The following is a 24,230-nucleotide window of genomic DNA, read 5'->3' as shown; positions in this document are numbered from 1 at the left end:
AAGATCCTGTGCGTGAAGGATCTTTAGCAAGATCCACTACGTTGGTCCGTTAAGGATCTTTGGCAAGATCCAGTACGTTGGTTTGGACGGTATTAACCCAACTGGCAAATGGGTAGAGATGTCATTGCATGCAATAGCGAACGCATTCGTCGCTCTTCGTCACCCCGGTGGGATGCAGCGGTATCGCGGAGCTGCGCTTTAGTTGTGTCGTCTAACCTCACAGCAAGCAGGCAATGTTCGAAGTGTTCGATGGCTTGATCCGTCGTTCGCACGTCCTGGCCACGCAAGTATTCCGACAGACTCTTGCCATCAAAGCGAGTCGCGTCGTTTTCTAAAATATCGGCGACAAGGTTCGCACGTCCCAGCAACGTCGATGAGTTGATCCACGTCCGGCCTCCGTCCCAACCCTTGACGTTGGGCGGATAGAATAGGCCTTGGCCTATGTTCAATAGCCCTTTCGCGACCAATTGAGTATTGGTCGTGGCCTTGAGACTTCGCAACATACCGATCACCAGTTCGACGGGCGACTTGATTTTTCGACCGACAGAGTTTGCTGAGAAGAACGCATTGCTGCCCAGGATTCGCTCGACCACCGGAGCCACTTGCAAATCACTCTCGCGAAACAAATCGGCCAGCGGTTGCAGTAGTGTATCGGTTGGACTCGGTTCATCGCTAACGAAGAATCGATACAATTTGCGAGCGATAAACCGTGGCGCGGCGGACTGTTCTAACACGATCCGCACGCCATCTTCACCGTCAAAATCCCCGCTTTGCCCGAGCACCGATTTCTCTTCGGAATCATGTTGGTAACGATTCTTGCGAAATTTCTTATTCTTGATCTCCCATCCGGTGAAGCAACGTGCGAGTTCCAGCACATCCATTTCGCTGTAGTTGCCTTCACCCAAACAGAACAGTTCCATCAGTTCACGGGCAAAGTTCTCGTTCGGATGCGCTTTGCGATTGATCGCTGAATCGAGATAAATCAACATCGCTGGGTCTTGTGCGATTTTGTGCGTGAGATCACCAAAATCGTCCAACGCATGATCACGCAACAATTGGTTTTGATCCCACATCATGCGGGCGTCTTTGACTTTTTCCGCTCCGGTTGCGAAGTGCCCGTGCCAGAAGACGGTCGCTTTTTCAAGCAACTGGTTCGGCGTGTAGAGCAAACGATAAACCCATGACGCGGACAACTTCGCTGGGTCACCGCCAGCCAATGTCGCTTGGGCGAGGGCGTCGGCCGTGGAACGAAACTCAGTCGATTCCTGGTTGTTTGCGACCAGTTCGCTGACGACTTCCGCCGGTGTTCGGCTGACCGCTGCGTCGATGCTGATGAGATCCATGCCGAACCCCGCCCGGCGATACAAGTGCGCCGCGGATGATCGGTCCCACGGCCGATCCGCAGTCGGCTCAAACGGCTGCCATGCCCAAGTTGGGTCGACCGATTTCATGTCACTCATTGCTGTGCCTCAACACTGGACTTCACATCAACAGCAAGTTCCAGGACCATCTGCGACTCCGCGACATCCAAGTTCAATCGGACTTCGCCAAAGAATCCGAGCAATTCCAAGAGCAAACCGATTTCCCCTTCGGCAGCTTCTTTGCTATGCCCTTTTTCAAGCATGTTATTGGCGACCAATTGCGATCGATTGGCTTCCAGGATGCTGCGTAACGTCGTCGCCTCTAGCTCACCACTCGTATTGGATTCGCCGCTGTCCGCGTCCTCGCTGGTTGACTCGATCAGGGTACGAGCAAGCGCGGCGGAGCTGGAAATGATGATCCGCTGGCCAGCAAAGGCCAGCGTCGGAGAAAAGTTAAATTGAATCTTTTCATCCAGGCTTTCTCGCTTGTCTCGATCCGGCACATAGCTGGCCGTAATGAGCTGCGATTCGCCAACGGTTTCCATTCCCAGGTCGAGTTGGGGTTGACCGTTTTGGGCACCGGTAACATTCAAGAAACCGATGAAGCTCTGGAACACTCGACGCAGTTCAGGTTGCGTCTCTGCGGGATTCTTCATCCGAAACTGCAGCGCAAACGCAGGTAATTTGATTGCCGGTTGAGGAAGCACATTCGTAAAGTCTTGTTGCATACCTACGATCTGGACGTCACTTTCCAACGAACCAAGTATGTCTTCGCCGAAGTTGCGGCCTGAGAAGAACGTGGTCAGCGTGGTGTCGGCAACGGCCAGTCGATCGTTGGCTCGATCCGAGAGCAAGTCACCAGAGCGAAGCCACAATTGTGACAGGTCGCGATGCGTCGACAACGCGAACAATCGGTTGGGCACATTCAATAACGGTGGAGCAGCAGCAAGTTCGGGCTCTCCAAAGAAGTACTCGCGAGACGATTCCCAGTCTCGTTGGTGTGGCGTGGCAAATCGTAGCGCCAGCCCATCAGCACCGAGTTGCAACGCTGCTGTCACATAGGGCGTTTGACGAAGATTCGCCAGGACTCCCCCTAATGCTAACTCGCCCGCGATGTTATCGACTTTTTCGTTGAAGATACCCTTGGCAACGCCCGCATCACGTAGTGTCTTGACGTCAACAAACGCCGAAACAACGCGGTGCTCCGTTTCGTCAGAATCAAGGTCCTTTGCGGCTGCGGCGTAGGTTTCGTTCGCCGCCAGTGTTTCACTGTCACGATCGAGGTACTGGTCAATGATCCCTTTGCCGAGTTCCGCATTATTGGTCAACAGCAGCCAATCGTGCATCCGCACCATTTTTACCTTGTCGCTCACCATATCGGCGATAAAGCCTCGGTATTCACCTTGTTTTGCAGAAGCACCTTGCATCTGCCTCAGTGCCAATACGAAGCCGCGAAAACGTTCTAAGGATTTCGCGTCGGACGAATGAACCAAGATCGCCACACCCCCATCGGAAGCATCCAATGCGACGGTGATGCCGCGATCGGTCAGCGTATCAAGAGCCTCTTGCCAAGGCGTTCCCATGCTTGCTTCAAAAGCACGCATGACCATCTTTACCTGGCCCGGTGCGCCCGACTGCATAAATCCATCGTAAGCAGGCATGACTTCGAGTTTTGCTCGTAGCGGATGGTCCAAGATGCTCTGTAAAGTTCCGCCCAAGTCCGGAATCTCTGCACAGGCGACAATCGATTTGGGCAGCAATTCAGTTGCCACACAATCAACACCGCGAGGCGGCTCCGCTAATGTGAAAGACGGCCACGCGATGTAGCTGGCAAATACCAACATTCCGCTCATCGCTTGCATGGAGAATTTAGGATGATTGCTCATGGGGAGATTCTTTGGGGAAGTGGATGGGGTGCGTTACCATCCTATTCGCAGGACTGGCAACATTCTTTGTATCGCTGTGTATCAACTGCCGCTTACTGTGAACACGCCTGGATCATGGTTTGCAAATTTCGATTGGTAGGTGTGATAACGGAACATCGAGCAAACGACTTCAACGACTATGCTAGGGGGACACTGTTTTGTCGCTCGCGAGGTGGGTGACAAACCAATCGACCATCGCTTTGGTCGCGTTCTGAGCGTCCTCGCCTCCGAACCCATGTCCCGCGTTTTCAAACTCGATCAATTCACTGGTCACGTTGGCTTTCTCGAAGGCCGCTTCGATATTGCGACTGTGTGAGATGGGGACCAAGTCATCTTTTGCTCCCGCAAGCAGCAGCGTCGGTGCATCGTCGGAAGTGACGTGAACGAGCGGTGAATCGGGTTCTGCCGATTTCATATCGATTTTGAGTGCTGGGAATCGCTCATAAGCCGGAAGTCGGTTCGGCGCGTCATGGGCCATGATTCGTAAGTCCGTGGGGGCAACATACGCAACCACCGCATTGACTCGGTCACTGACTTGTTCCACTGGGTCTTTTGATTCGGCTAGTCCTTCATCGGACGCCGTGCCGAGCATCAGCGACAAATGACCACCCGCGCTCATTCCATACACTCCGATTCGATTCGGATCAATTTTGAACGTTTCGGCGTTCATGCGGATGAATCGAACACTTCGACGGACATCCGCGACCGCTTCGGAGATGGAAAACTTGGGACTACTGCCATGACGCACGGCGAATACGGTGAAGCCTTTTTCGGTGAGAGGCCGAAACATGTGTTGCGTTCGCTCCGGCGGCGTCCAACTGGAATACCAACCGCCGCTGACCATGAATAGTACCGCGGCCCCGTTTGCATCTTCGCTCGGCGTGAACACGTCGCAGGTCATCGCCAACCCGAGTTTGTGGCCATAAACGACATCAGGCGTGATCGTGACATCCTGCCCGCTGCATCGCAGCGACATGGCCAGAAACAACAACAGCGTTAGAAATTGCAAGAAAAGTGCCATCGTCGGTGACTCCGAAAGGAAAAAAGAGGTTGTATCTTACAACACCTTAGCAGCATCATCGGATCGGCTCGTTTTGTACCGTTTTGTACCGAGTCCGGTCCGAGGAACAAGTTGGCTACGCCGAGTCCTACTTGCCGGGCGTGGTGCCCGGCGAATTTGCTGGCAATCGAATGTTGCCTAATGATCGGACAGGCCGAGCAAAACGCAGCGTCGTGCTGTTAAGATGACTCGATGTCAACGGTGATCGTGAATCTGGCTCCGCCAAGCGCACTCGGGGCCACGCTGACATCACCCCCGAGACGCTGGCAAATTCGGCGAACCAGAGCGAGGCCCAGACCTGTGCCCGGATGTGAACCGGCGGCAAGTCGTTTAAATGGCTCAAAGACGGACTCGCGGTCGACCTCTGCAATCCCCTCACCGTCATCTTCGACGTGGATGCACCACTGTTCGTCGCTCTTGTGTACGCTGACGTGAACTTCAGACTTTGCATACTTGCCCGCGTTGCTGACCAAATTACCCACCGCCCGCAGCAGCCCCGCTCGGTAAGTGTAGATTTCGGGCGAATCGGAGCAGCCTGTCGTCGTGAAGCGAATACCTGGATATAGCGGCGAGTGAAGCTCAATTGCTTCACCCATCAGATCATCGAGTGAAATGCTTTCGCGACGCTTGCTTTCTGCTCCAGCATCATATCGGGTGTAGTCGAGCAGTTCGCCAACCAACGCATCAAGTTTATCGGTGGCTTCGTCGATCGAATCAATTCGCTTCTCTCGTTTCGCATCGTCATCGGCGGAACGGACTAGTTCCGTTGCAAACTTGATTCGTGCTAAAGGGGTACGGAGTTCATGCGAGACCGCTTGCAGCAGTTCTTTCTGCGAGCGGAGTAACGATTCGACACGGTCAGCCATCGAGTTGAACGCACCTACAATTGGCAATTCACGTCTTCGCTTGCCTTTCGAGATTCGAGCGGACAAGTCGCCATCCGCAATCGCGAGTGCCGTCTTCTCGACATTTCGCAACTGCGTTGCAATCGGTCTCAACAAAAACGCGATCGCTCCGGCAGCGAGCAGGAAGACACTGCCCAGACCCAGTAGCACATCACTTCGAGACGGGCCAGCGAATTGAGGCAGCGGCCCTAGTTCAACCAACAAGTCCGTTCCCGTGATCGCTACGTCCATCTTTCCGCGGTGAAACACCGGTTCTCCGGCATCGACGCGTGCGGTCATCCGCGGCGACATTGGCCGATCGGAACGTTCAATGATGTTGACGGGGTAAGCAAATCGATTTCGAACCGTTTGCAGTGTCTGGTCAAGATGTTCTCTACCGCCCTGCAGCAAGTCGTCACGAGCGGACAACGCTCCACCACCTAGCGCATCCTCGATCACCTTGATGTTGTCGGATTCGGTGGTCCCTCGGACGACATAGACTTGTATGCACCAAGCAACAAACAGAATGAGGATCACGCCGAGATAGAATCGAAAGAACAATCGCGTCATGTTGTCTTGGCCATCAGGTAACCAACACCGCGAACGGATTTGATCCTTGTTGGTTGATTCGAGTCGTCATGCAGCTTCCGTCGCAAACGAGAGACTCGTAGGTCGATCGAACGGTCAAGGCCGTCATAGGGCAGTTCCAGCAGGTCGACGTAGATGTCTTTGCGTTGGACTACCGTTCCCGCACGCTGGGCCAGATACAACAGTAACTCAAACTCGGCAGTCGTCAGTTCGACGCTCTCGCCAGCGACCGAGACCGTACGGCTGGATTCTTCGATCCGCACATCGCCGATCGTGATTGCGCCAATGGTGATCGCATCCGTGTTCGATGACGGCGCCATGTCGCCACGTCGCAAGTGGACTTTCAATCGAGCCAACAGCGCTCGCGGGCGAACCGGTTTTGCCATGAAGTCGTCGGCACCCACTTCGAGTGCGATCACCTCGTCAATTTCCTCTCCGCGTGCCGTCAGCACAATGATCGGTCCCGCGTACGTTGGACGTACCGATCGACAGACATCGAAACCATCGGTTCCTGGCAAACCAATGTCAAGCACGACAGCGTCATACGCTTCACGTTCGATACGGTTGATTGCGGCCTGTCCATCTGCTTCGATGGTCACATCAAAATCCTGCTCGATCAAAAAATCTCGCACCATTTCCGCGAGAGGTTCGTCGTCTTCGACGAGCAGGATATGAGAATTCAAGATTTTTCTCTGCGTGAGATCTTGGGCGAATGGATTACTGGCTCAGTATGAAGTATCGAACATACATTTGCTGGTAACAACGCCGAATTAGTTTCAATTTGTGGGCCACGCCAAAGCAGAGCAAGAAATTTCCGGTAAGGGTTGCTGCTCGATACGCCATGTCGTTACTCAAAACATCAATTCCAGCGGATCGGGGCATGTCAGGTTACCAGTGCAATGCACTTCGCCACCAAAAAGGTGTAGGGCAAAGATTATCAGCGGCTATTCAATACCCTGCCGAGTCTGGTGGGCGCGCGGAAGGATGAAAATGTATTGGTTGCGGGACAGGTCATCCCGTGGCCAAGGGATAAAAAGGGAGCGAGACTCTTCGTTGTCTGCACGGCACCTGGGATATCCCCTCGATCATAGCAATTCTAGAGAAAGCACCATCGAGGTGTTCCATTGGAAGAAGTGAAACTCCCTCTTCTAATCAGCAGCCACCCCAAATAGCGATTACAAGAAAAATGCCATGACACGGAACTAAGTGGAGACAAGGGTAATCCATTATTCGCGGTTTCAGCTTGCCAATCAGTATGATTCCCCAGCGTATGCAAGAGGTAGGGCCAGAGCGTTTTGCGGTCATTTTCGCTGGTCGTGCAATGCGTTGATCCAAGTCAAAGCACTGTAACAAATCAGTTCCGGGATCGTTGATGCCCGCCAGTATCTCGCACATCTCCGGTGCACTAAAGGCCTCGATCAGCCATTTTACGCTGTAAATACTTGGTGCTCTGGCATGGTTCAACGGTAAAAACGCCGCCAAAAAGCCGGAGATATTGCCGTGAGGGGTGTTGTAGACACCCGTTGGCAGCGGATTTACAATATTGGAGCTAGACCCTCGCCCCCCTGTTGCCATTCGTTTATGGCAAGACCTGCCGATCACCCCCCAAACTTTCCCGTGATACCTGAATTGAATTAAAAGACACGATTCAATCTGACGATTCATCGATCCCATTTGCTTGAGCATTCCCTTGATCATTGCATCCCAGATTCATAACGCGGATGCCTCCAACGGGATCTCCATGCCGGCAAATCGAGCGGTTCCGGTTTTAACCATTCTGTCTCAAATTCATTGATTTGCATCCTGACGTGACGAAGGCAATCTGATGTTTAACCAGAAGTTCCCAAAGAATCAAAAAGCCGTTGGCTATAAGAAGTCGGACCGCGTTCGACGACGAAACAAGCGTTGGGCAGCTTGTCGCTTCGAGGCATTGGAAGCCCGAAACCTTTTAGCGACTTTGGTCACAGCGGATATTTCTGCGAATACCACGTGGACTGCTGCCGAAAGTCCCTACATCTTGCAGAACAACATCTCGATCCTCAACGGAGCTTCGCTGACGATCCAAGACGGAGTCCAGGTTCAAGCGAAAAACAGCAGTATTACGCTCAACGTCGGAACCAGTTCCCAATCGGGAACTCTCAGTTCCGTATCCGCGACCGCCGGCGGAATCAATTTTGCAACCAACGTGGATGTCTCTTCATCCGGTGTCGCGGCCATCACGAAGAACGACTTTGTTTCTGGCCAACTACGCATTAATTCCGGTTCGAATGTCACGTTGACAGATAACACGTTTCATGGAGGTGCGGATCAGGCTTCGACCCCGATCTGGATCGACCCGGCATTGACGGCGAGGTTGGATGGCAACACGTTCACAACCGCTGGGACGTACATTGGGATATTGAGCGGTACGATCGCATTGCCACATACGTGGAAAAAACTGCCCAACGTTGATGGCTACCGTTTGTTGGATTTCAACTTTAATGACATCAACGACGATGTTACTGTCAACTCGATGCTAACGATTGAAGCGGGGAACTCAATCATTCGTGATCGCGATCAAAACTCGATTATCGTCAACGGGACTCTCAACGCAGAGGGCACCGTGGCACAACCGGTCGGCATCGAGCTGAATGTTACTGCTGCTGCGGGCTCGATGGTCAATTTCCAGCAAGTCGATTCGGGGGTGGGGATATTGAGTCTTTCGGGTGCCGCGACGGTGCAGAATACCGATTTTCTTGGCAGCTCGCGACTCGTCGTCAATAGCGGTTCGAATGTCACGCTGGCGGACAACACATTCCATGGAGGTGCGGACCAAAACTCGATCCCAGTGTGGATGGACCCCGCGCTGACGGCGAAGTTGGATGGGAACACGTTCACAACCGCAGGGACGTACGTCGGGATATTGAATGGTACGATCTCGTTGCCGCATACGTGGAAAAAATTGGCCAACGTGGACGGCTACCGTTTATTGGATTTCAGCTTCAATGACATTAACGACGACGTCACTGTCAATTCGACGTTGACGATTGAAGCGGGGAACTCAATCATTCGTGATCGCGATCAAAACTCGATCATCGTCAACGGGACACTCAGCGCGATGGGGACTCTGGCTCAGCCAGTTGGTATTGGGCTGAATGTTACCGCTGCTGCGGGCTCGACGGTCAATTTCCAACAAGTCGATACAGGAGTGGGAATATTGAGCCTTTCGGGGGCCGCGACGATTCAGAACACGGATTTTCTTGGTAGCTCGCGACTCGTTGTCAACAACGGTTCGAATGTCACGTTAGCGGACAATACGTTCCATGGAGGTGCGGACCAAAACTCGATCCCAGTGTGGATCGATCCGGCACTGACAGGGAAGCTGGATGGGAACACGTTCACCACCGCCGGGACATACATTGGGATACTGAGCGGCGCGATCTCGTTGCCGCATACGTGGAAAAAATTGGCGAACGTGGACGGCTACCGTTTATTGGATTTCAGCTTCAATAACATTAACGACGACGTCACTGTCAATTCGACGTTGACGATTGAAGCGGGGAACTCAATCATTCGTGATCGCGATCAAAACTCGATCATCGTCAACGGGACACTCAGCGCGATGGGGACTCTGGCTCAGCCAGTTGGTATTGGGCTGAATGTTACAGCGGCTTCGGGCTCGACAGTCAATTTCCAGCAAGTCGATACGGGCTTAGGGATACTAAGTCTCTCGGGCACTGCGACGATCCAGAATAGCGATTTTCTCGGCAGCTCGCGACTCGTTGTCAACAACGGTTCGAGTGTCACACTGGCGGACAACACGTTCCATGGAGGGGCGGACCAAAACTCGATCCCAGTGTGGATTGACCCCGCACTGACGGCAAAGCTGGATGGGAACACGTTCACCACCTCTGGGACGTATATTGGGCTACTGAGCGGCACGATCTCGTCGCCGCAAACCTGGAAAAAACTGGACAACGTGGAAGGTTATCGCATCTTAGATTTCAGCTTCAATGATGTGAACGATGACATCACGATCAATTCGACGCTGACGATCGAAGCGGGGAACTCCATCCTTCGCGACCGCGACCAAAATACAATCGTCGTCAACGGCACGCTTAACGCGGTGGCAATCTATTTAGCGGCAGGGGTGAATTTCACGTCAACCTCGGCTGGATTCTTCCGCGAAAACAAGATCGTCGATGGAGCCACGATCAGGATTGATTCCAATTCCACGGCGCTACTTCGAGACAACACGTTTCTCGGGCTAGGGACGTCAACCGTGATTGGTACGGGCGACAAATCCAAAACGATTGACTTGACTGGCAATTTCTGGGGAACAACGGACATTCCCACCATTGAATCTCGCATCCAGGACACGGCGGATCCAGTCGTCGGCTCGAGGCCCGACATCAACGTCAGCAATCCGGTGGCGTTAAATACACTGAGCGGTACGGTCTGGAGGGAGCTAAACGTTGATGGCGTCTACGACTTCGCCGAACCTGCCATATCGGGAGTCACCGTTCGATTATTCGATGCGGGAAATGATGCGGCCATCGGTGGCGGCGATGATGTTCAATTTGGCGCCAATCAGATCACGAATAGTAAGGGGCACTATGCGTTTGCTGGGCTTGTACCAACCCACCATTACTACGTAGAAGTCGTGAAACCGGCGAACTTCGGTTTTACGATTCCCGATGTTGGCCATGACTTTGCCGATAGTGACGTGGACTCTAATGGACGCACCGCCGTGCTGCAGTGGATTGGTGCGTTCGACCCATCATGGGATGTGGGATTGTTTACCAATGAGTTTAGTATTCAAGCCACTTCAGCGAATTTACCCGAGAATAATAGTGGCACCACACCTTTTACGTTTACAGTAACCCGCACAGGCCTAACGACTAGCAGCGCGACAGTGAATTACAACGTCACCGGTAGTGCGATCAATGGTGCTACCGCAGACGATTTCATGGATGCCGTGTTACCGTCCGGCACCGTCGCATTCGCCCCGGGCGAGACCAGTCAATTGATTACGATTAACGTACTCGGCGATACGACGGTAGAAAGCGATGAAGATTTCATCGTTACCCTGAACACGCCTAGCGACCCTGGCATGATCAAGACGCCAACGGCCACCGGCACCATTCAAAACGACGACATCGATTTGTCGATTGCAGTCACTTCGGCGGAAAAACTAGAAGGCAACACTGGAAATACGCAGTTCACCTTTACCGTCACACGCAGCGGTCTGACGAGCGTCATTAGCACGGTGGATTACGTGGTTACCGGCAGCGCGGTCAATGGAGCAACAGCCGACGATTTCGGCGGCGTTTTCCCCTCGGGCACGATCAGCTTCGCTGCGGGTGAAACCAGCAAAGTGATCACTGTGAACGTTGATGGTGATCTGGAAGTGGAATCCGACGAAGGTTTCATCGTCACTCTCCTTTCGTCCAGTGGTTCCGGCCCAATGACTCCGGTCACGGCCAATGGTACGATCCAAAATGATGATCTCAGTTATGCGATCGCTGCCACATCAAGCGTGATCACCGAAGGCAATTCGGGAACCAAACCGTTCACGTTTACTATCACACGCAGCGGTTTGACTAGCGGCATTAGCACGGTGGACTACGTGGTGGCTGGTATCGGGGTCAATGGAGCGACCGCCGACGATTTTGGCGGCACGTTCCCTTCGGGCACGATCAGCTTCGCCGCGGGTGAGGTCAGCAAGACAATCATTGTGAATGTCCATGGCGATACGCTTGGCGAGTTGGACGAAAATTTCATTGTCACACTGAACTCGCCCAGTGGAACCGGAACGATTGCGACGGCCACCGCCAACGGTACGATCCAAAATGATGACCTCAGCTATAAAATTGCAGCTACAGCGGGCGTACAAGCTGAAAGCGATTCTGCAACCACGCCGTTCACGTTTACCGTCACTCGCAGTGGTCTGACCAATGTCACCAGCACAGTAGATTTCGTGGTCACCGGCAGCCCGGTCGATGGAGCGACAGCCGACGATTTCGGCGGTACATTCCCGTCCGGCACAATCAGCTTTGCCGCTGATGAGATCATCAAGACAATCACGGTGAATGTCAGTGACGACGTCGACGTGGAGGCGGATGAAGACTTCATTGTCACGCTCAGTTCACCTAGTGGTATTGGCACAATTACGATCGCCACCGCCAACGGTACCATCCAAAATGATGATCTCAGCTACGCGATAGAGGCCACCTCGGGCGTGAATGCTGAAGGTGATTCTGCAACCATGCCGTTCGCATTCAGTGTTACTCGCAGTGGTTTGACAAGTGTCGCGAGCTCGGTGGATTACGAGGTCACAGGCAGCGCGGTCGATGGAGCGACAGCCGACGATTTCGGCGGCACTTTTCCGTCCGGCACAATCAGCTTTGCCGCTGGAGAGATCAGTAAGACAATCACGGTGATTGCCAGTGATGACGGGATCGTGGAATCGGACGAAGATTTTATTGTCACACTCCATTCGCCCAGCGGTACTGGAACGATTGCGACAGCTACGGCGAACGGCACGATCCAAAATGATGATGTATTGTTGGATTACGGAGATGCTCCGTTGAATTATCCGGTCTCCGTTGTGCAGGACGGTGCTCGGCATGCCGAAAGTTTACTTTTCCTTGGCGAGACCGTGGACTTCGAGGTGGACGGAGTCAACAGCGAGACTGCTACCGATGATGGTATTGATGAGGATGGTGTGTTTGTAGTTGCCAGCCCGGTGACAAGCACAACTGTGTCGACACAGGCGAGCTTCCTTGTCACGGCATCGCAGGATGCAAAACTTGATGGCTGGATCGACTTTAATGCTGACGGTGATTGGAGTGACAGCGGTGAGCAAATCTTCACTAGCGTTCCCGTGATCGCTGGCGACAACATTCTCGGCTACTCCGTTCCCCAGGGTGCCAAGGCGGGGACTACCTTCGCTCGATTCCGGCTCAGCAGTACAGGTGGACTCGACGTGACAGGGGCTGCTGCCGATGGCGAGGTCGAAGATTACATGGAATCGATTGCGGACGGCGATAGTGGGTCCAGCGTCACTATTAATGTCATCAACGGTTCCGTCGTTGTGTTACGGGATGAGTCCGACAGCGTCGTTCGCAGTGGAGACATCGAATTGTTTCGCGCATTGTCGAGTCTCGTTGCATCACTGAGCGTCAAAGGCACTGCAACCGATGACAATATCACGATCGATTTTGGTAGCGGATTTACTCTACCCAGTGGCGGGTTGGTGATCGCAGGTAGCGGAGGTAATAACACGCTCTCCATTTTGGGTGGTGGCACTCTCGACTTGACCGATCCACTGCTCGAAGTAACCGATATCCCTCACATTTCGCTCTCTGGCGACATTGTCAATCGAGTCATCTTGGATGTTGCGGCGATCCAGCGAATGTCTGCGAGTCAAAATACTGTCAGTGTTACGATCGGTGCTGCCGACGTCATCGAAGTTAAACAGGTAAACCAATGGAGGATGATTGAGTCGCTTGAGGTTGACGGCAAGTTCATGTTGCAGGCGCAAAAGCAAGATGGCGTCGAGTTGATTCGTGTAGAAACCCCGCGACCTTTTCAGAATTTCCTGAAATCAGGAGATGTAAATAACGACGGTGTCATCACGGCGTCGGATGCACTGGATGTAATCAATGAACTGAATCAACGCCGATACTCTGATCTCCAAGGCAAGTTGAGCGACCCGCTGAGTATAGGATTTTGGCCGGGCATTTATTTCGATAGCGACGGCAACGGCATCATTACAGCGGCAGACGCGTTGAAGGTTATCAACGAATTGCAGTTTCAAAGTCTGCTTGTCGACACGGAGGATAGCGAAGCAGAGGCGATCGATGTGGTCAAGACAATCCCATTCGGTGTGGCAGAGTCAGCGAGATTTGATCAACCCAAAACCAATCACGATGACGAATATCGCATGCCAATCGCCAGTTCGTCGATTCGCAACGACGCCTCCTTGCGTCCGACCTGGTCGCCAAACGATGCCACGTTGTTGGCAAATTCTGTCTCTCAGACATCAACCAAAATTACCGATGAGCTTCTGTCGAACAAAAGCTTTCTCAACGAACTAGCTCTAGCGTCACTGACAGAGCACGAATAGGCCCTAACTTTGGACAGTCACTATGATAGATCTGGCCAGCTTCGTCAGCACGTCTCGGTCGTCCCAGCGGGGCATTCTAAGCAGTTAGGCAGGAGTTTTTCAGTAAATTGGCCGTTTGGCGCATGCGGGCTGCTGATTTTGTGAGCCGTGACGCGTGAGCGGCCGGGTGCCACGCTTTACCCGGTGCCTTACGGCCCACGGCTCACTACTGCGATTTGCAATTCGAATAAGTCAACAACCTGCTAGCCACAGTTCCGGCGCTGAACCGGGACTATTGCCCAACCGGCTAACGAGATTTCACCTAATGATTCCTGCCTAGCTGCTTAGTGCACTTACTGCCGAAAAAGTTTTAATACTGTTTTACGCCCTCCTCCGCGATGAAAAAGAAACATCGTATCGAATGCGGCTGATTTGGAAGCTGCCGCTTGATTCAGCAGATAAAGTCGGGACCAAGGCTATCAGCTAGGGCAGCACGATCGTTTGCTCGCTCAATGTCGGTTCAGCGGATCGATTTAGCTTTGCATGGACCGATGCTTTGAAAATTCCCGTGGTCGATTCGGGCAACTGGAAAAGTAGTTCGCGTGATTCGTTTGGCAGTAACCAAGCGTGGTAGCCTGCATCGCAAATCACCGGCGGTTCGTTGCCGCGAGTCAGAGTGACGATCAGATGCGGTGCCAGATGCCGGGTGCCATGGTTGGTAATTTTTAGCGCTATGATTCTCGGGTCGCTTTCGTCCAGCTTGATTGCACCAAGCGAAACATGGGGATCGTTGGGGCGATCATTGTTCAACATCGCGACCGGAACTTTTAATGCTGCTGTGTTCGTCGAGGATTCCGATTCAGCATGCAGATTCAGTACGGCATACTTGTCGTCGGCATCTCCCGCGTGGCCGTTCATCGTGACCATCACGTTGCGTCCCGCTCTTGGGGCCAACTGGACCCGATCGGGGCGTACACGAAGCCAGGAAATCTCGTTTCCATCACGATCTCTCGCAACCAAATGAATCGACACCGGTTTGTCACCCTGGTTTTTCAGCGATAGCGGCACAAGCCGATTTCCACCGCGAAGCGTTGATAATTCGATCACAGATGGCTGAACATGGATCGACTTTAGCACACGTCCCACGACGCTGCGTTGTGCTTGAAAGTCGTACTTGCCAACCTGGACAGGAAAGGTTTGCTGAGCAACATCGCCACTGTCGTCGGAGATGTTGATCTGCAGTTGGTAGTCGCCGGGGAACACCGGTTCGGGCAATGCCGCCGCCACTGTTACCTCGCTACGGGGCAACACCGTGAGCTCGAACCGTTTTCGTTCGGGTTGATTGATCCGCGACGCCAATCCGAGTGGCACATCGTCGATCACCACGCGGCCCGCTGGGTCAATCATTCGGGCGTTCGCGCGAAGCCGACGTCCCGCGTCATGCGGATTCCACAGCAATGCATTAATGTGAGCAAAACCATCACGGTCCACCAGTCCACCCGTGGTCAATCGAATTTCGCCCTGCACTGCATTGGCTCGGCGAACGTCGGCTTCCAATCGCAATAGATAACGAGTGACGAATCGTACGCCGATTTGACGTTGGGTCGTTTGTTTGGCAAACGGTTCCACGCTACGATCGGTCACCAACAATCCGACGCTAACAAATTGACCGCTGTCACGAGGCAGCGTCCATGTGCCTTCGATCTCACGTGTCTCACCGCCACGAAGTCGCAGGTCCGATGAGGACAGCAAACGCACCGAGTCGCGATCCTGCAACTCTTCGGCGGCCGTGACTTTGCCATCGCGATGTTGAATCAACGAGACAGGTTGAATCGAAAAATCAATCGGCTTGTCACTTCCGCTCAAGCGGAATTTGAAGCGAACGGTTTGCCCTGGTACGGCTTGGCATTGAAAAACGAGAGGATCGATTCGGAAGCTTGGGCGAAAACGAGCCTCGGCGCTGATCCTGGCAACTCGCTGCGACGGCGACTCACCATGTACCGCCGTCGTGATCATAGCGAATAGCATTAGGATCAAAGTTTGTCGGACAAAACGTTTCGTCCCCATAGAGTTCATCCTGATAAACGATTCGAGGTGAAATAAAGATAGCCACTTCCGCTTCCTGTTCACGCCGTTCGATGCGCTGGAACAGTCGTCCGATGTAGGGGACGTCACCTAGCAGTGGCAGCTTGTTGACTTGGTCGACCTTTTGACGCTGGGTCAGTCCTCCGATCACAATCGTCTGTCCGTCCATTACGTGCACCGAGGTCGAGACGCGTCGGCGATTGATCACGGGGAATTGGTCGTAGGCGTTCGCTTGCGTTTCGTCACTGCGGATATCTTCGCTGACTTCGGCGCGGTCGATGTGGATTGTGACATGCGGGGCGCGAATCTCCGGCGTCAGCTCGAGCATGATCCCCGAATCGACTTTCTGGATGTCTTGTCGATAGAAGACGCCATTACCGCTCGGTTGGACACTAAAGAAACTCTCGCGGCCGATATGAATTTCGGCCTTCTTGCCGTCTTCGGCTGTGACCCGCGGAGCGGCACGAATTTTGACGTGACCCTTTTGCTCAAGGGCACGAAGCAGGGCACTTGTGAAACGAAAGTCATTTAGTTGTGAATTGAAACCCGCGGGACCGTATTGGCCAGCGATACCAAGTCTATCGAGTGCCAACGAGCTCGCATTGCCGCCATCGAGTTTCATTCCTTGGTGGACGTCAAAGCCAAAACGATAATTTGTCTCGGGACTGTACACGCAAACCAATGCCTCTAAGACGACTTGGGGCACGACCTTGTCCGTCTCTTCGAGCTCTCGCAAAATTTGGTGTGCCGTGATCGGAGGCGCTTCGATCGCCAGCTTTCCACCCTGCCCGAGGACGCGGACAAATTGTAAATGCCGTTCGGGAAGTTGCGATTTCAATGATTCGGGGGTGCGATGACGAGATTCGTAGATATAACGTTCTGCCAAAAATGGGAACAACGCCGATCCAGGTTCTGGCAAGCCGATGTAAAACTCATCGCGATCCTGACGCCATCGGTATCCCAGCGGCAGTAAAATTTTGCGAAGTGCTCGTTCGAAACTCTCGCCTTCGATGACGGCGGTCACCGATCCTCGCACTTGATCGTCGATAATCACAGACACACCCGCTTGTTCCGCGAGTGATTGGATGGCTTGACGGACGTCCGTTTCGACAAAGGCATCGTGCAGCAACGGGGCGTGTTGTAACAGTGGAGTAGCGTTGCTATTAACATCGATCGGCTGGGCACCGTAGGCTTCGCTCGCGGGATCTCCGTAGCTAGCTCTCACCACTTGCGACTCATTCGACGCGTCTTTGGATGCGGTTACTTGTTCTGCAACCGAAGCTGGAGATTTTTGCTGAAACCCCTTTGAGATCGTCGGTCCCAGCGACGTGATGCGAGACTTGTTTTCAGGCAGCGAATAGCCGATGGGCAATGACTCGATCAACGACTCGCGTTGGGCCGTGTGATGTGCCACTTTTTTCGGCTTTCGCAGTGCCCCCGCAGGCAACTCATAAAATGGATCCGCAAGAACGGATTGGCTGTGCAGCTGGATCTCGTTTCGCGTTTCCTTGGTCTGGCATCCGCTGATGGCGATTGCCACGGCGAACGAAAGAGGACCGATCCATTGTGCGAAGTTAATGATACGCACGTCATTTGTTCCGACAGCTTGATAGATAAATGGAGATGCTGATAGCGACAGTCGTGCGCAAGCTAAGCGATTAGTTTGCGGTGATGGTGGCATAAATGGTGGTCGCATAGGTCCCCGGCACTAGGGTGGCAACCGAACCACTGTCCATGGAAACGAGCAGCTGCAACTCAGCATTTCCGGCCGCGGACGAACTCGCTTGCACTTGGGCAGTCAAGTCGGGCACTAGGTTCTTGATATCCGATTGGTCTGAGGCCACATCCACAGTCCAGCCAGCATCGGTATCCGAGGTTGCGATGGAAAGATCTAGCTTTACGTCACGAACGACTAGCGGCAGCGTGTTATGAACAAACCCAGTGATCGTCCCAAAGGTGACGGTGCCCCCATCCCCGTCGTTGCAAACCGCCGAAAAGGTTTGAGGTGCAAACGACTTAATCCCCGCGGTTCCATCGTGATTCAGACTGATGGGACCGTTCGGGGCCAAGATGGCAAGTGCGTTTTGCACGTTCACATAAAAATCAAGCGATGCACTGGTTTGCCCATATGCCTGAGTTCCGATTCCCATGCCAAGTCCGAACAGAATCAGCGTTCTCATCACTACGTGCATTGATTGCCCCTCGATGCATAAATATTGATTAGGAAGGAATTGATTAATCGATACGCGGTTCGGAAAAAACATTCCGCTATGCGAACGGCTCGCGACTCCCTCAGCAGACGACCACTCTTGTGGGATCGGGTCTGTGCTGCGGTTTACTGTAGCAAAACTACGTGTACCCGAAAAAATACGATGCATGCGATTGTTGCAACGGAGCGAACTTGTTTTGTTACAACTCGAATCCACTGAACTCTTTCAAAAAGCGGTTTGCCGTACGGTTTTTCCAGTGTCACTTTTCGACGGGCCCCCCCCGGAAAACGGCGCGGATGACGATTTCGCGACTTGTCCGTTGAATGAACGCCATGTTTTCACACGACCGTGCTGCAAGCGTTTATAATGTCCACTCCCTACCTTCCCCCCCACCTAATTGATTTAAGGATGGTTCGATGAACCGAAAACAGCCACTCAAGCCGACACGCCGTGATTTCTTGTCCACGACCTCAGCGATTGGCGGATCGCTGATCATCATGGGGACCAAGGCCACTGCGGGAATCAAGGGTGCCAACGACCGCGTGCGAATCGCGGTGGCTGGCCTGAACGGTCGCGGTCAGAGCCATATCGACGGATGGTCCAAAGCAGAGAACGTCGAAATCGTTTACGCCATCGATCCAGCGGAGAGCGTTTTGCAGAAGCGTTTAGGTTCGATCGAGAAAAAAGCAAATGGCAAGTTCACGACCAAAGGGGTGGCCGACTTTCGAGAAGCACTTGACGACAAGTCGCTCGATGCGATCTCCGTTGCCACCCCTAATCATTGGCACTCACTGATCACGATTCGTGCCGCGCAAGCTGGCAAGCACGTTTACGTCGAAAAGCCGATGAGCCATGATGTCGCCGAAGGCCGCGTCGCGGTCGAAGCCCAAAAAAAATATGGCGTTGTGATTCAGCACGGAACGCAGCGTCGCAGCGATGCTGGCGTCGCGGGGCTTCACGAAGCACTGAAGTCGGGCGAGCTTCCGCGATTAAAAATCGCTTATGGTTACTGCTGCAAACCTCGCGGCGGTATTGGATCGAAGTCACCGAGCACTCCGCCATCCAATTTAAACTGGGACCTTTGGAAGGGACCCGCCGTGATTGATCAATATCACGCGAACTATCATCCCTACAACTGGCATTGGTTCTGGGAAACCGGCAACGGTGATTTGAACAACCAAGGCACTCACCAGTTGGATGTCGCTCGCTGGGCGATTGATGACGACCAAACCCATCCCACGAGCGCGATGGCGATAGGCGGTCGTTTCCAATGGGACGACCAAGGTGAAACGCCCAACACGATGTTTTCGATGGCCAAATATCCCAACGGTCAAATGGTGTTCTTTAACGTTCGCAACGTGAACTACAAAGACTACAAACGCCAAGTCTACAACGAGTATTACCTCGAAGACGGCAGCGTGATCACAGGCGAGAGCAGCTACCAGATCTTGCGTCCCGGCGCCGCCAAACCCGAAGGCTTAAAAGTTTCTAAAGGCAAAGTGACGCCCGGCGGCAATTGGAATTCATTCATCTCTGCGGTGCGAGCCAATGATCCGAGCATGGCCAACGGCAACGTGCTGGACGCTCATTACGGATGCGTTTTAGGCCACTTGATGAACAACTCGTACCGTCTAGGCCACAAGGTGCCATTCAGTGCTACGGCAGGCCAATTCGGTGACAACGAGGATGCCACGCTGCACTTCAACAAACTGCACTCGGTCATGGCCGATGGTGTAGGAGTATCCGAAAAAGATGCGAAGTACCGCGTCGGTCCCACATTGACGTTCGATCCCAAGAGCGAAACTCACACGGGCGATCATGCCGTCGAGGCCAATCAATTGTTGAAGAACCCGAGCAACCCGGACTTCAAAATTCCCGAGCTGAACGAAGTTTAAACGCGACCGCGCTGCAGTTCGCAAACGCTAATAAATCAACAAGGCGGTCGTGTTCTTCGCAGGACACGGTCGCCTTGTTTCGTTGGCACTTCTGTCACCTCTCCACCAACTTCGTCTGGGGCGAGGTGACTGCGAAGTTCGCCGGAGGAAACACTGGTCCTTAAAGTTTATTTTTAATATCAAACTTTTGGCAGCTCAGTCTTGCGCCGCACCGCTACCAAAGTAGATAGCTTCGGGGCTGCCTTACGCTTCGTCTTCGTCATCCTCTTCGCAAAAGACATCGTTGAAGTCTTCTTGGTCGAGGAACTGAATGCCCACGATTTCGGCGCTGTTCACCTCGGCGATCGCGTTGATGCGATCGTGCATCGCGGTCAGTTCCGCTTCGTTGTTTTTGCCTTCGATAAACATGCACATCGCATATTGGCCTTCTTCGTCGGGTTCATCGTAGCTTTCGATCGTTCCTAGAGATTGCGTATCCAGGGCGACGGTCAACGCGTTCAATTCTTCCAATGAAGGTGCAAACAGCAGGAACAACCACGGCAGATCACTATCGGTTTCGAGTCCCGAGCTGGTGTAGTGACGCAATCGCCAATGAGCTTCGTCGAGCGACATCCAATCGAAAAAGTCATCTTCGTCAATCGGATCGTAAGAGGTCACGTCTCCGAGCACTAAGCCGAATTCCTTTGCCAACGCGTCGACTTCGTCCACACACGCTTTGACCTGTTCAGGCGTCAACGCTTCGCAGCGTCGGAGTGCCAACATAGGGCCACCCATGGTCGTGTTGCCCTCTTCGTCGACATGCTCGACTTCCTCTTGGACGTCCCACTCATAGGACTCCGGTGCACGCTCACCCACTTTTTCTAGCAGGGCAATATCGGATGCCTCAATCCCGAAGACCCATTCCAGCGGTTCGTCGGTTTGATAGTCAAGTTGGTTGATCATGTGATCGAACAACTCATCAATGTGTTTGTGAAAATCGACGTGCGAATCGTTCATACTAGGTGGTAATGGTGCGGAGTGGGATACTGCGAAAAAGGTAGATTTCCACGTAGCATATCAGAGAATCGTGATTTCGCGATGGGATCTGGACCCCGATTTGGTCTTACCGGGACATGTTGTCCGCAACAGACTGAGGCTGCCCTGCGATTGTGTTGCCTGACCGAGCGGGATTGCCATTCGAGCAAGACACAGAAGGCATTTAATGGGCCAATCGCCCGCCTTGCCCTCTGGGATTAGCTACAATAGCGCACGCCCTTCTCGCGACGCCCCACTGCGAGAACTTCTATTTCTTTGGTGCAGGAGTGATTCAGAATGCGAATCGTTCAAAAGTTGCTACTGGCGACGCTCCTGCCTGCATTGCTGATTTGGGTTGTCGGCATCTATGCCACCCACGTCAGCGAACGCAGTCTGCGGCACGCTATCGAAGCCACCTCGATGACCCGTGCGACTGCGGTGATGGATGAAATCGATCGGATCGTTCAAGCTCGTACCGCAGATTGGAAAGCTTATTCGCGAAGTGAACTAGTGCAGCAAGTGCTGATTGCTTCCAACCAAGCGATCGAAGCACTCGAAGACCCGGCAGCCACGATCGAGGAACGAGACAAGGATTGGAGAGACACGCCAGCGGATGAAACCTCCAAATTCATGAGGTTGCTATTGCGAAACCCGCTCTCGCGCGACCTCCGCCAACGGCTCAATAAACTGAACGAAGGCAGTGGTTACACAATCTTTGGTGAGGTTTTCTACACAAACCGGTACGGCGTCAACGCAGCTCAGACCAGTCGCACCTCGGACTATCGTCAAGACGACGAAGCGTGGTGGAAACGTGCCTTTAAGGACGAAGTCTTTATCGGCGACGTGATGCTCGATGAAAGTGCCGGTGTCTACTCAGTCGATATCTGTATACGCGTGGATGACGAGAACGGGAAACCGATGGGGGTTTTAAAGGCGGTGATGAACATTCAAGAAGTGTTCAGTGTGATTGATTCTCGCGTCGGACGGTATCGGGAGGATGAACGTCTGTTGTTGTTCACTGCCGAGGGACGTGTGATTCGAGCGAGCAACGAAGAAGCAAAGCCGCTATCCGACGGATCGATCTATTTTGAGAATGTGCAACTCGATGCGGACCGTACCAATTCTGTCGTCTACCGCAGCGACAGCACCAGCGGCGAAAAGTACCTGTCCGCATTTGCGGTCTCGCGAGGTTACGGCGACTTTGCAGGACTCGGCTGGATCACGATGGACGAACGCCAAGAATCTGTTGTGTTCGCACCGGTAAATCGATTGCGAAATCAAATTATCTGGATTTCGTCATTGGCGACCCTGGCGACAATTTTGATTGGCGGAGCGACTGCGATCTCGTTGTCCAAACGGCTCGACCAACTTACGGACGCAACGGTTGCAATTGGCCGGGGCGAACTGGATACCGTCGTGGCAACCAGGGGGAAAGACGAAGTGGCCGAGTTGGCAAGGCATTTCAATCGTATGGGCAGCGAGCTACAGCAAGCACACCGCGATTTGACACTTGCTCGTGACGAGGCGCGGGATGCGAACCAGGCCAAGAGTTCGTTTCTGGCGAACATGAGTCATGAAATTCGTACGCCGATGAACGGTATCATCGGGATGGGCGAACTTTTGGCGGCCTCGCAACTGAGTCACGAACAGCGTGATTATTTGAACATGATCCAGCAGTCAGCCGACTCGTTGCTGCGACTGCTCAACGACATCCTTGACTTCTCGAAAATTGAAGCGGGGCGATTGGAACTCGAAGAGATTAAATTCAGTCTACGCGACTGCATCGAACAAACGGGACAAGCGTTGGCGGTTCGAGCTGCGGAAAAAGACTTGGAAATCGCTTGTCGCATCGCCCCTGATCTCCCCGACTCTTTCTTGGGCGACCCTGGCCGGATTCGACAAATTCTTGTCAACCTTGCCGGCAATGCAATCAAGTTTACCCAGCAAGGCGAAGTGGTGATCGACGTCACTTGCCAATCACAAAGCGAAAGCAAAACTCTTTTGCACTTCAAGGTGATCGACACCGGCGTCGGTATTCCAGCGGAGAAGCAAAGCAAGATCTTTGAAGCGTTTGGTCAAGCCGATGCATCAACGACTCGTCAATTTGGTGGCACCGGATTGGGGCTGACGATTTCCTCGCAACTCGTCGCGATGATGAATGGCGAGATCTGGGTGGAAAGCGAAGTGGGTAAGGGGACCACGTTCCACTTCACGGTTGATTTGGCCGTCCAAGACGATTGCGAAAAACAACATCGTGTGGAGGAGATGTCGTTGCATCCGATGCATGTCCTGATCGTGGACGACAATGACACCAACCGACGCATCTTCGAGGAAGTTCTCAAAAGCTGGAATATGGAAACGGTTTCAGCGGAGGCGGCGGCCAAGGGACTTCAGGAACTGGAACATGCGGCGGCGTCCGAGCACCCGTTTGATTTGGTCTTGCTTGACTACATGATGCCCGACATGGACGGCTTTGGTTTTGCCGAACGTGTGCGAACGGACGAGCGTTTGCATGACACTAAAATCATCATGCTTTCCTCGGCGGCTCAATCAGGGGACGCCAAGAAATGTCAGGAGTTGGGCATTGTCCGTTATATGACCAAACCGGTTGTGCAATCGGAACTGCTCAACACGATGCTCAGTGTTTTTCAAGCGTCGGAGCACGATAAAAATGGAAGCAACCACGAACCGGCGGCAGAGGATGCGGTTGCCGAAACTGAGGTGCTGAAAATCTTGCTTGCCGAAGATGGCTTGGTCAACCAGCGAGTTGCGACCGGATTCTTGAAGCGAAAGAAGCACCAAGTCGTCATTGCGGGCGATGGCAAGAAAGCGGTCGCGGCGTGGGAAAACGGCTCGTTTGACCTGATCCTAATGGATGTACAAATGCCTGAGATGGATGGCATCGAGGCCACCGAATTGATTCGGCAAAAGGAGCAAGCCACCGGCATGCATATTCCGATTATTGCGATGACAGCCAATGCGATGAAAGGGGACCGTCAACTCTGTCTGGACGCGGGAATGGACGATTACATGTCCAAACCGATCCAGCCCGATCTGCTTTTTAAAGCGATCCAAAAATGGACTTCGCAGCCCGATGTCGACGACTGTTAAGCTGGTGC

At 53.2% G+C, this 24,230-nt stretch carries 12 protein-coding genes; 3 read left to right on the top strand and 9 right to left on the bottom strand.

All coding sequences use genetic code 11. The features are described from left to right. Positions 1-92 precede the first annotated feature (92 nt). The 5 genes from SH528x_RS26370 to SH528x_RS26350 form a co-directional block, all read right to left on the bottom strand. Entirely contained in the window at positions 93-1,460 is a 1,368-nt protein-coding gene (locus SH528x_RS26370; RefSeq protein ID WP_442506430.1) for a DUF1800 domain-containing protein, read from the bottom strand. Further along, positions 1,457-3,247: a hypothetical protein gene (locus SH528x_RS26365; RefSeq protein WP_442506429.1), complete on the bottom strand. Its 1,791-nt coding sequence runs from the start codon at positions 3,245-3,247 to the stop codon at positions 1,457-1,459. Before SH528x_RS26365 ends, SH528x_RS26370 begins: the two co-directional genes overlap by 4 nt. 181 nt (positions 3,248-3,428) lie before the next feature. Then, the gene (locus SH528x_RS26360) at positions 3,429-4,307 is read right to left on the bottom strand and encodes an alpha/beta hydrolase family protein (RefSeq protein WP_442506428.1); all 879 of its coding nucleotides are present in this window, start codon (positions 4,305-4,307) and stop codon (positions 3,429-3,431) included. A gap of 218 nt (positions 4,308-4,525) precedes the next feature. Further along, positions 4,526-5,800 (bottom strand): HAMP domain-containing sensor histidine kinase, encoded by a 1,275-nt coding sequence (locus tag SH528x_RS26355; protein WP_442506427.1) that lies wholly within the window; start codon positions 5,798-5,800, stop codon positions 4,526-4,528. Continuing rightward, complete coding sequence (locus tag SH528x_RS26350; protein WP_442506426.1) at positions 5,797-6,501, bottom strand: response regulator; 705 nt, start codon at positions 6,499-6,501, stop codon at positions 5,797-5,799. The genes SH528x_RS26355 and SH528x_RS26350 overlap by 4 nt, the downstream gene beginning before the upstream one ends. 1,142 nt (positions 6,502-7,643) lie before the next feature. Between SH528x_RS26350 and SH528x_RS26345 the strand changes: the two genes are divergently transcribed. After that, on the top strand, positions 7,644-13,928 hold the full coding sequence (locus SH528x_RS26345) for a Calx-beta domain-containing protein (RefSeq protein ID WP_442506425.1): 6,285 nt from the start codon (positions 7,644-7,646) through the stop codon (positions 13,926-13,928). A 462-nt stretch (positions 13,929-14,390) separates the two neighbouring features. Here SH528x_RS26345 and SH528x_RS26340 read toward each other — a convergent pair whose 3' ends face one another. The 3 genes from SH528x_RS26340 to SH528x_RS26330 all read right to left on the bottom strand — a co-directional run bounded on the left by SH528x_RS26340 (position 14,391) and on the right by SH528x_RS26330 (position 18,172). Further along, positions 14,391-15,935: a hypothetical protein gene (locus SH528x_RS26340; protein WP_442506424.1), complete on the bottom strand. Its 1,545-nt coding sequence runs from the start codon at positions 15,933-15,935 to the stop codon at positions 14,391-14,393. Next, a complete protein-coding gene (locus tag SH528x_RS26335) occupies positions 15,898-17,580 on the bottom strand; it encodes a type II secretion system protein GspD (RefSeq protein ID WP_442506423.1) in 1,683 nt (560 codons plus the stop codon). Before SH528x_RS26335 ends, SH528x_RS26340 begins: the two co-directional genes overlap by 38 nt. A 70-nt stretch (positions 17,581-17,650) precedes the next feature. Then, the gene (locus SH528x_RS26330; RefSeq protein ID WP_442506422.1) at positions 17,651-18,172 is read right to left on the bottom strand and encodes a hypothetical protein; all 522 of its coding nucleotides are present in this window, start codon (positions 18,170-18,172) and stop codon (positions 17,651-17,653) included. Between the two features lie 446 nt (positions 18,173-18,618). Between SH528x_RS26330 and SH528x_RS26325 the strand changes: the two genes are divergently transcribed. After that, complete coding sequence (locus tag SH528x_RS26325; RefSeq protein WP_442506421.1) at positions 18,619-20,097, top strand: Gfo/Idh/MocA family protein; 1,479 nt, start codon at positions 18,619-18,621, stop codon at positions 20,095-20,097. 243 nt (positions 20,098-20,340) lie between these two features. On the opposite strand, the gene SH528x_RS26320 is transcribed toward SH528x_RS26325, so the two are convergent. After that, positions 20,341-21,093: a hypothetical protein gene (locus SH528x_RS26320; RefSeq protein ID WP_442506420.1), complete on the bottom strand. Its 753-nt coding sequence runs from the start codon at positions 21,091-21,093 to the stop codon at positions 20,341-20,343. A 315-nt stretch (positions 21,094-21,408) separates the two neighbouring features. On the opposite strand from SH528x_RS26320, the gene SH528x_RS26315 reads away from it, so the two are divergent. Further along, positions 21,409-24,222 carry a response regulator gene (locus SH528x_RS26315; RefSeq protein WP_442506419.1) on the top strand — a complete coding sequence of 938 codons (2,814 nt, stop codon included), beginning with the start codon at positions 21,409-21,411 and terminating at the stop codon, positions 24,220-24,222. Positions 24,223-24,230 lie beyond the last annotated feature (8 nt).

Origin of the sequence: Novipirellula methanifontis (assembly GCF_052161655.1) — a bacterium.
Classification (GTDB): Bacteria; Planctomycetota; Planctomycetia; order Pirellulales; family Pirellulaceae; genus Novipirellula.
The sequence above is the reverse complement of the archived record's forward strand: the minus strand, read 5'-3'. Positions and strand labels throughout refer to the sequence as shown.

Excerpts from the sequence above, each read along its gene's own strand:
- SH528x_RS26370 (WP_442506430.1), bottom strand. The coding sequence starts at position 1,460 with ATGAGTGACATGAAATCGGTCGACCCAACTTGGGCATGGCAGCCGTTT.
- SH528x_RS26365 (WP_442506429.1), bottom strand. The coding sequence starts at position 3,247 with ATGAGCAATCATCCTAAATTCTCCATGCAAGCGATGAGCGGAATGTTG.
- SH528x_RS26360 (WP_442506428.1), bottom strand. The coding sequence starts at position 4,307 with ATGGCACTTTTCTTGCAATTTCTAACGCTGTTGTTGTTTCTGGCCATG.
- SH528x_RS26355 (WP_442506427.1), bottom strand. The coding sequence starts at position 5,800 with ATGACGCGATTGTTCTTTCGATTCTATCTCGGCGTGATCCTCATTCTG.
- SH528x_RS26345 (WP_442506425.1), top strand. The coding sequence starts at position 7,644 with ATGTTTAACCAGAAGTTCCCAAAGAATCAAAAAGCCGTTGGCTATAAG.
- SH528x_RS26340 (WP_442506424.1), bottom strand. The coding sequence starts at position 15,935 with ATGCTATTCGCTATGATCACGACGGCGGTACATGGTGAGTCGCCGTCG.
- SH528x_RS26330 (WP_442506422.1), bottom strand. The coding sequence starts at position 18,172 with ATGAGAACGCTGATTCTGTTCGGACTTGGCATGGGAATCGGAACTCAG.
- SH528x_RS26325 (WP_442506421.1), top strand. The coding sequence starts at position 18,619 with ATGAACCGAAAACAGCCACTCAAGCCGACACGCCGTGATTTCTTGTCC.
- SH528x_RS26320 (WP_442506420.1), bottom strand. The coding sequence starts at position 21,093 with ATGAACGATTCGCACGTCGATTTTCACAAACACATTGATGAGTTGTTC.
- SH528x_RS26315 (WP_442506419.1), top strand. The coding sequence starts at position 21,409 with ATGCGAATCGTTCAAAAGTTGCTACTGGCGACGCTCCTGCCTGCATTG.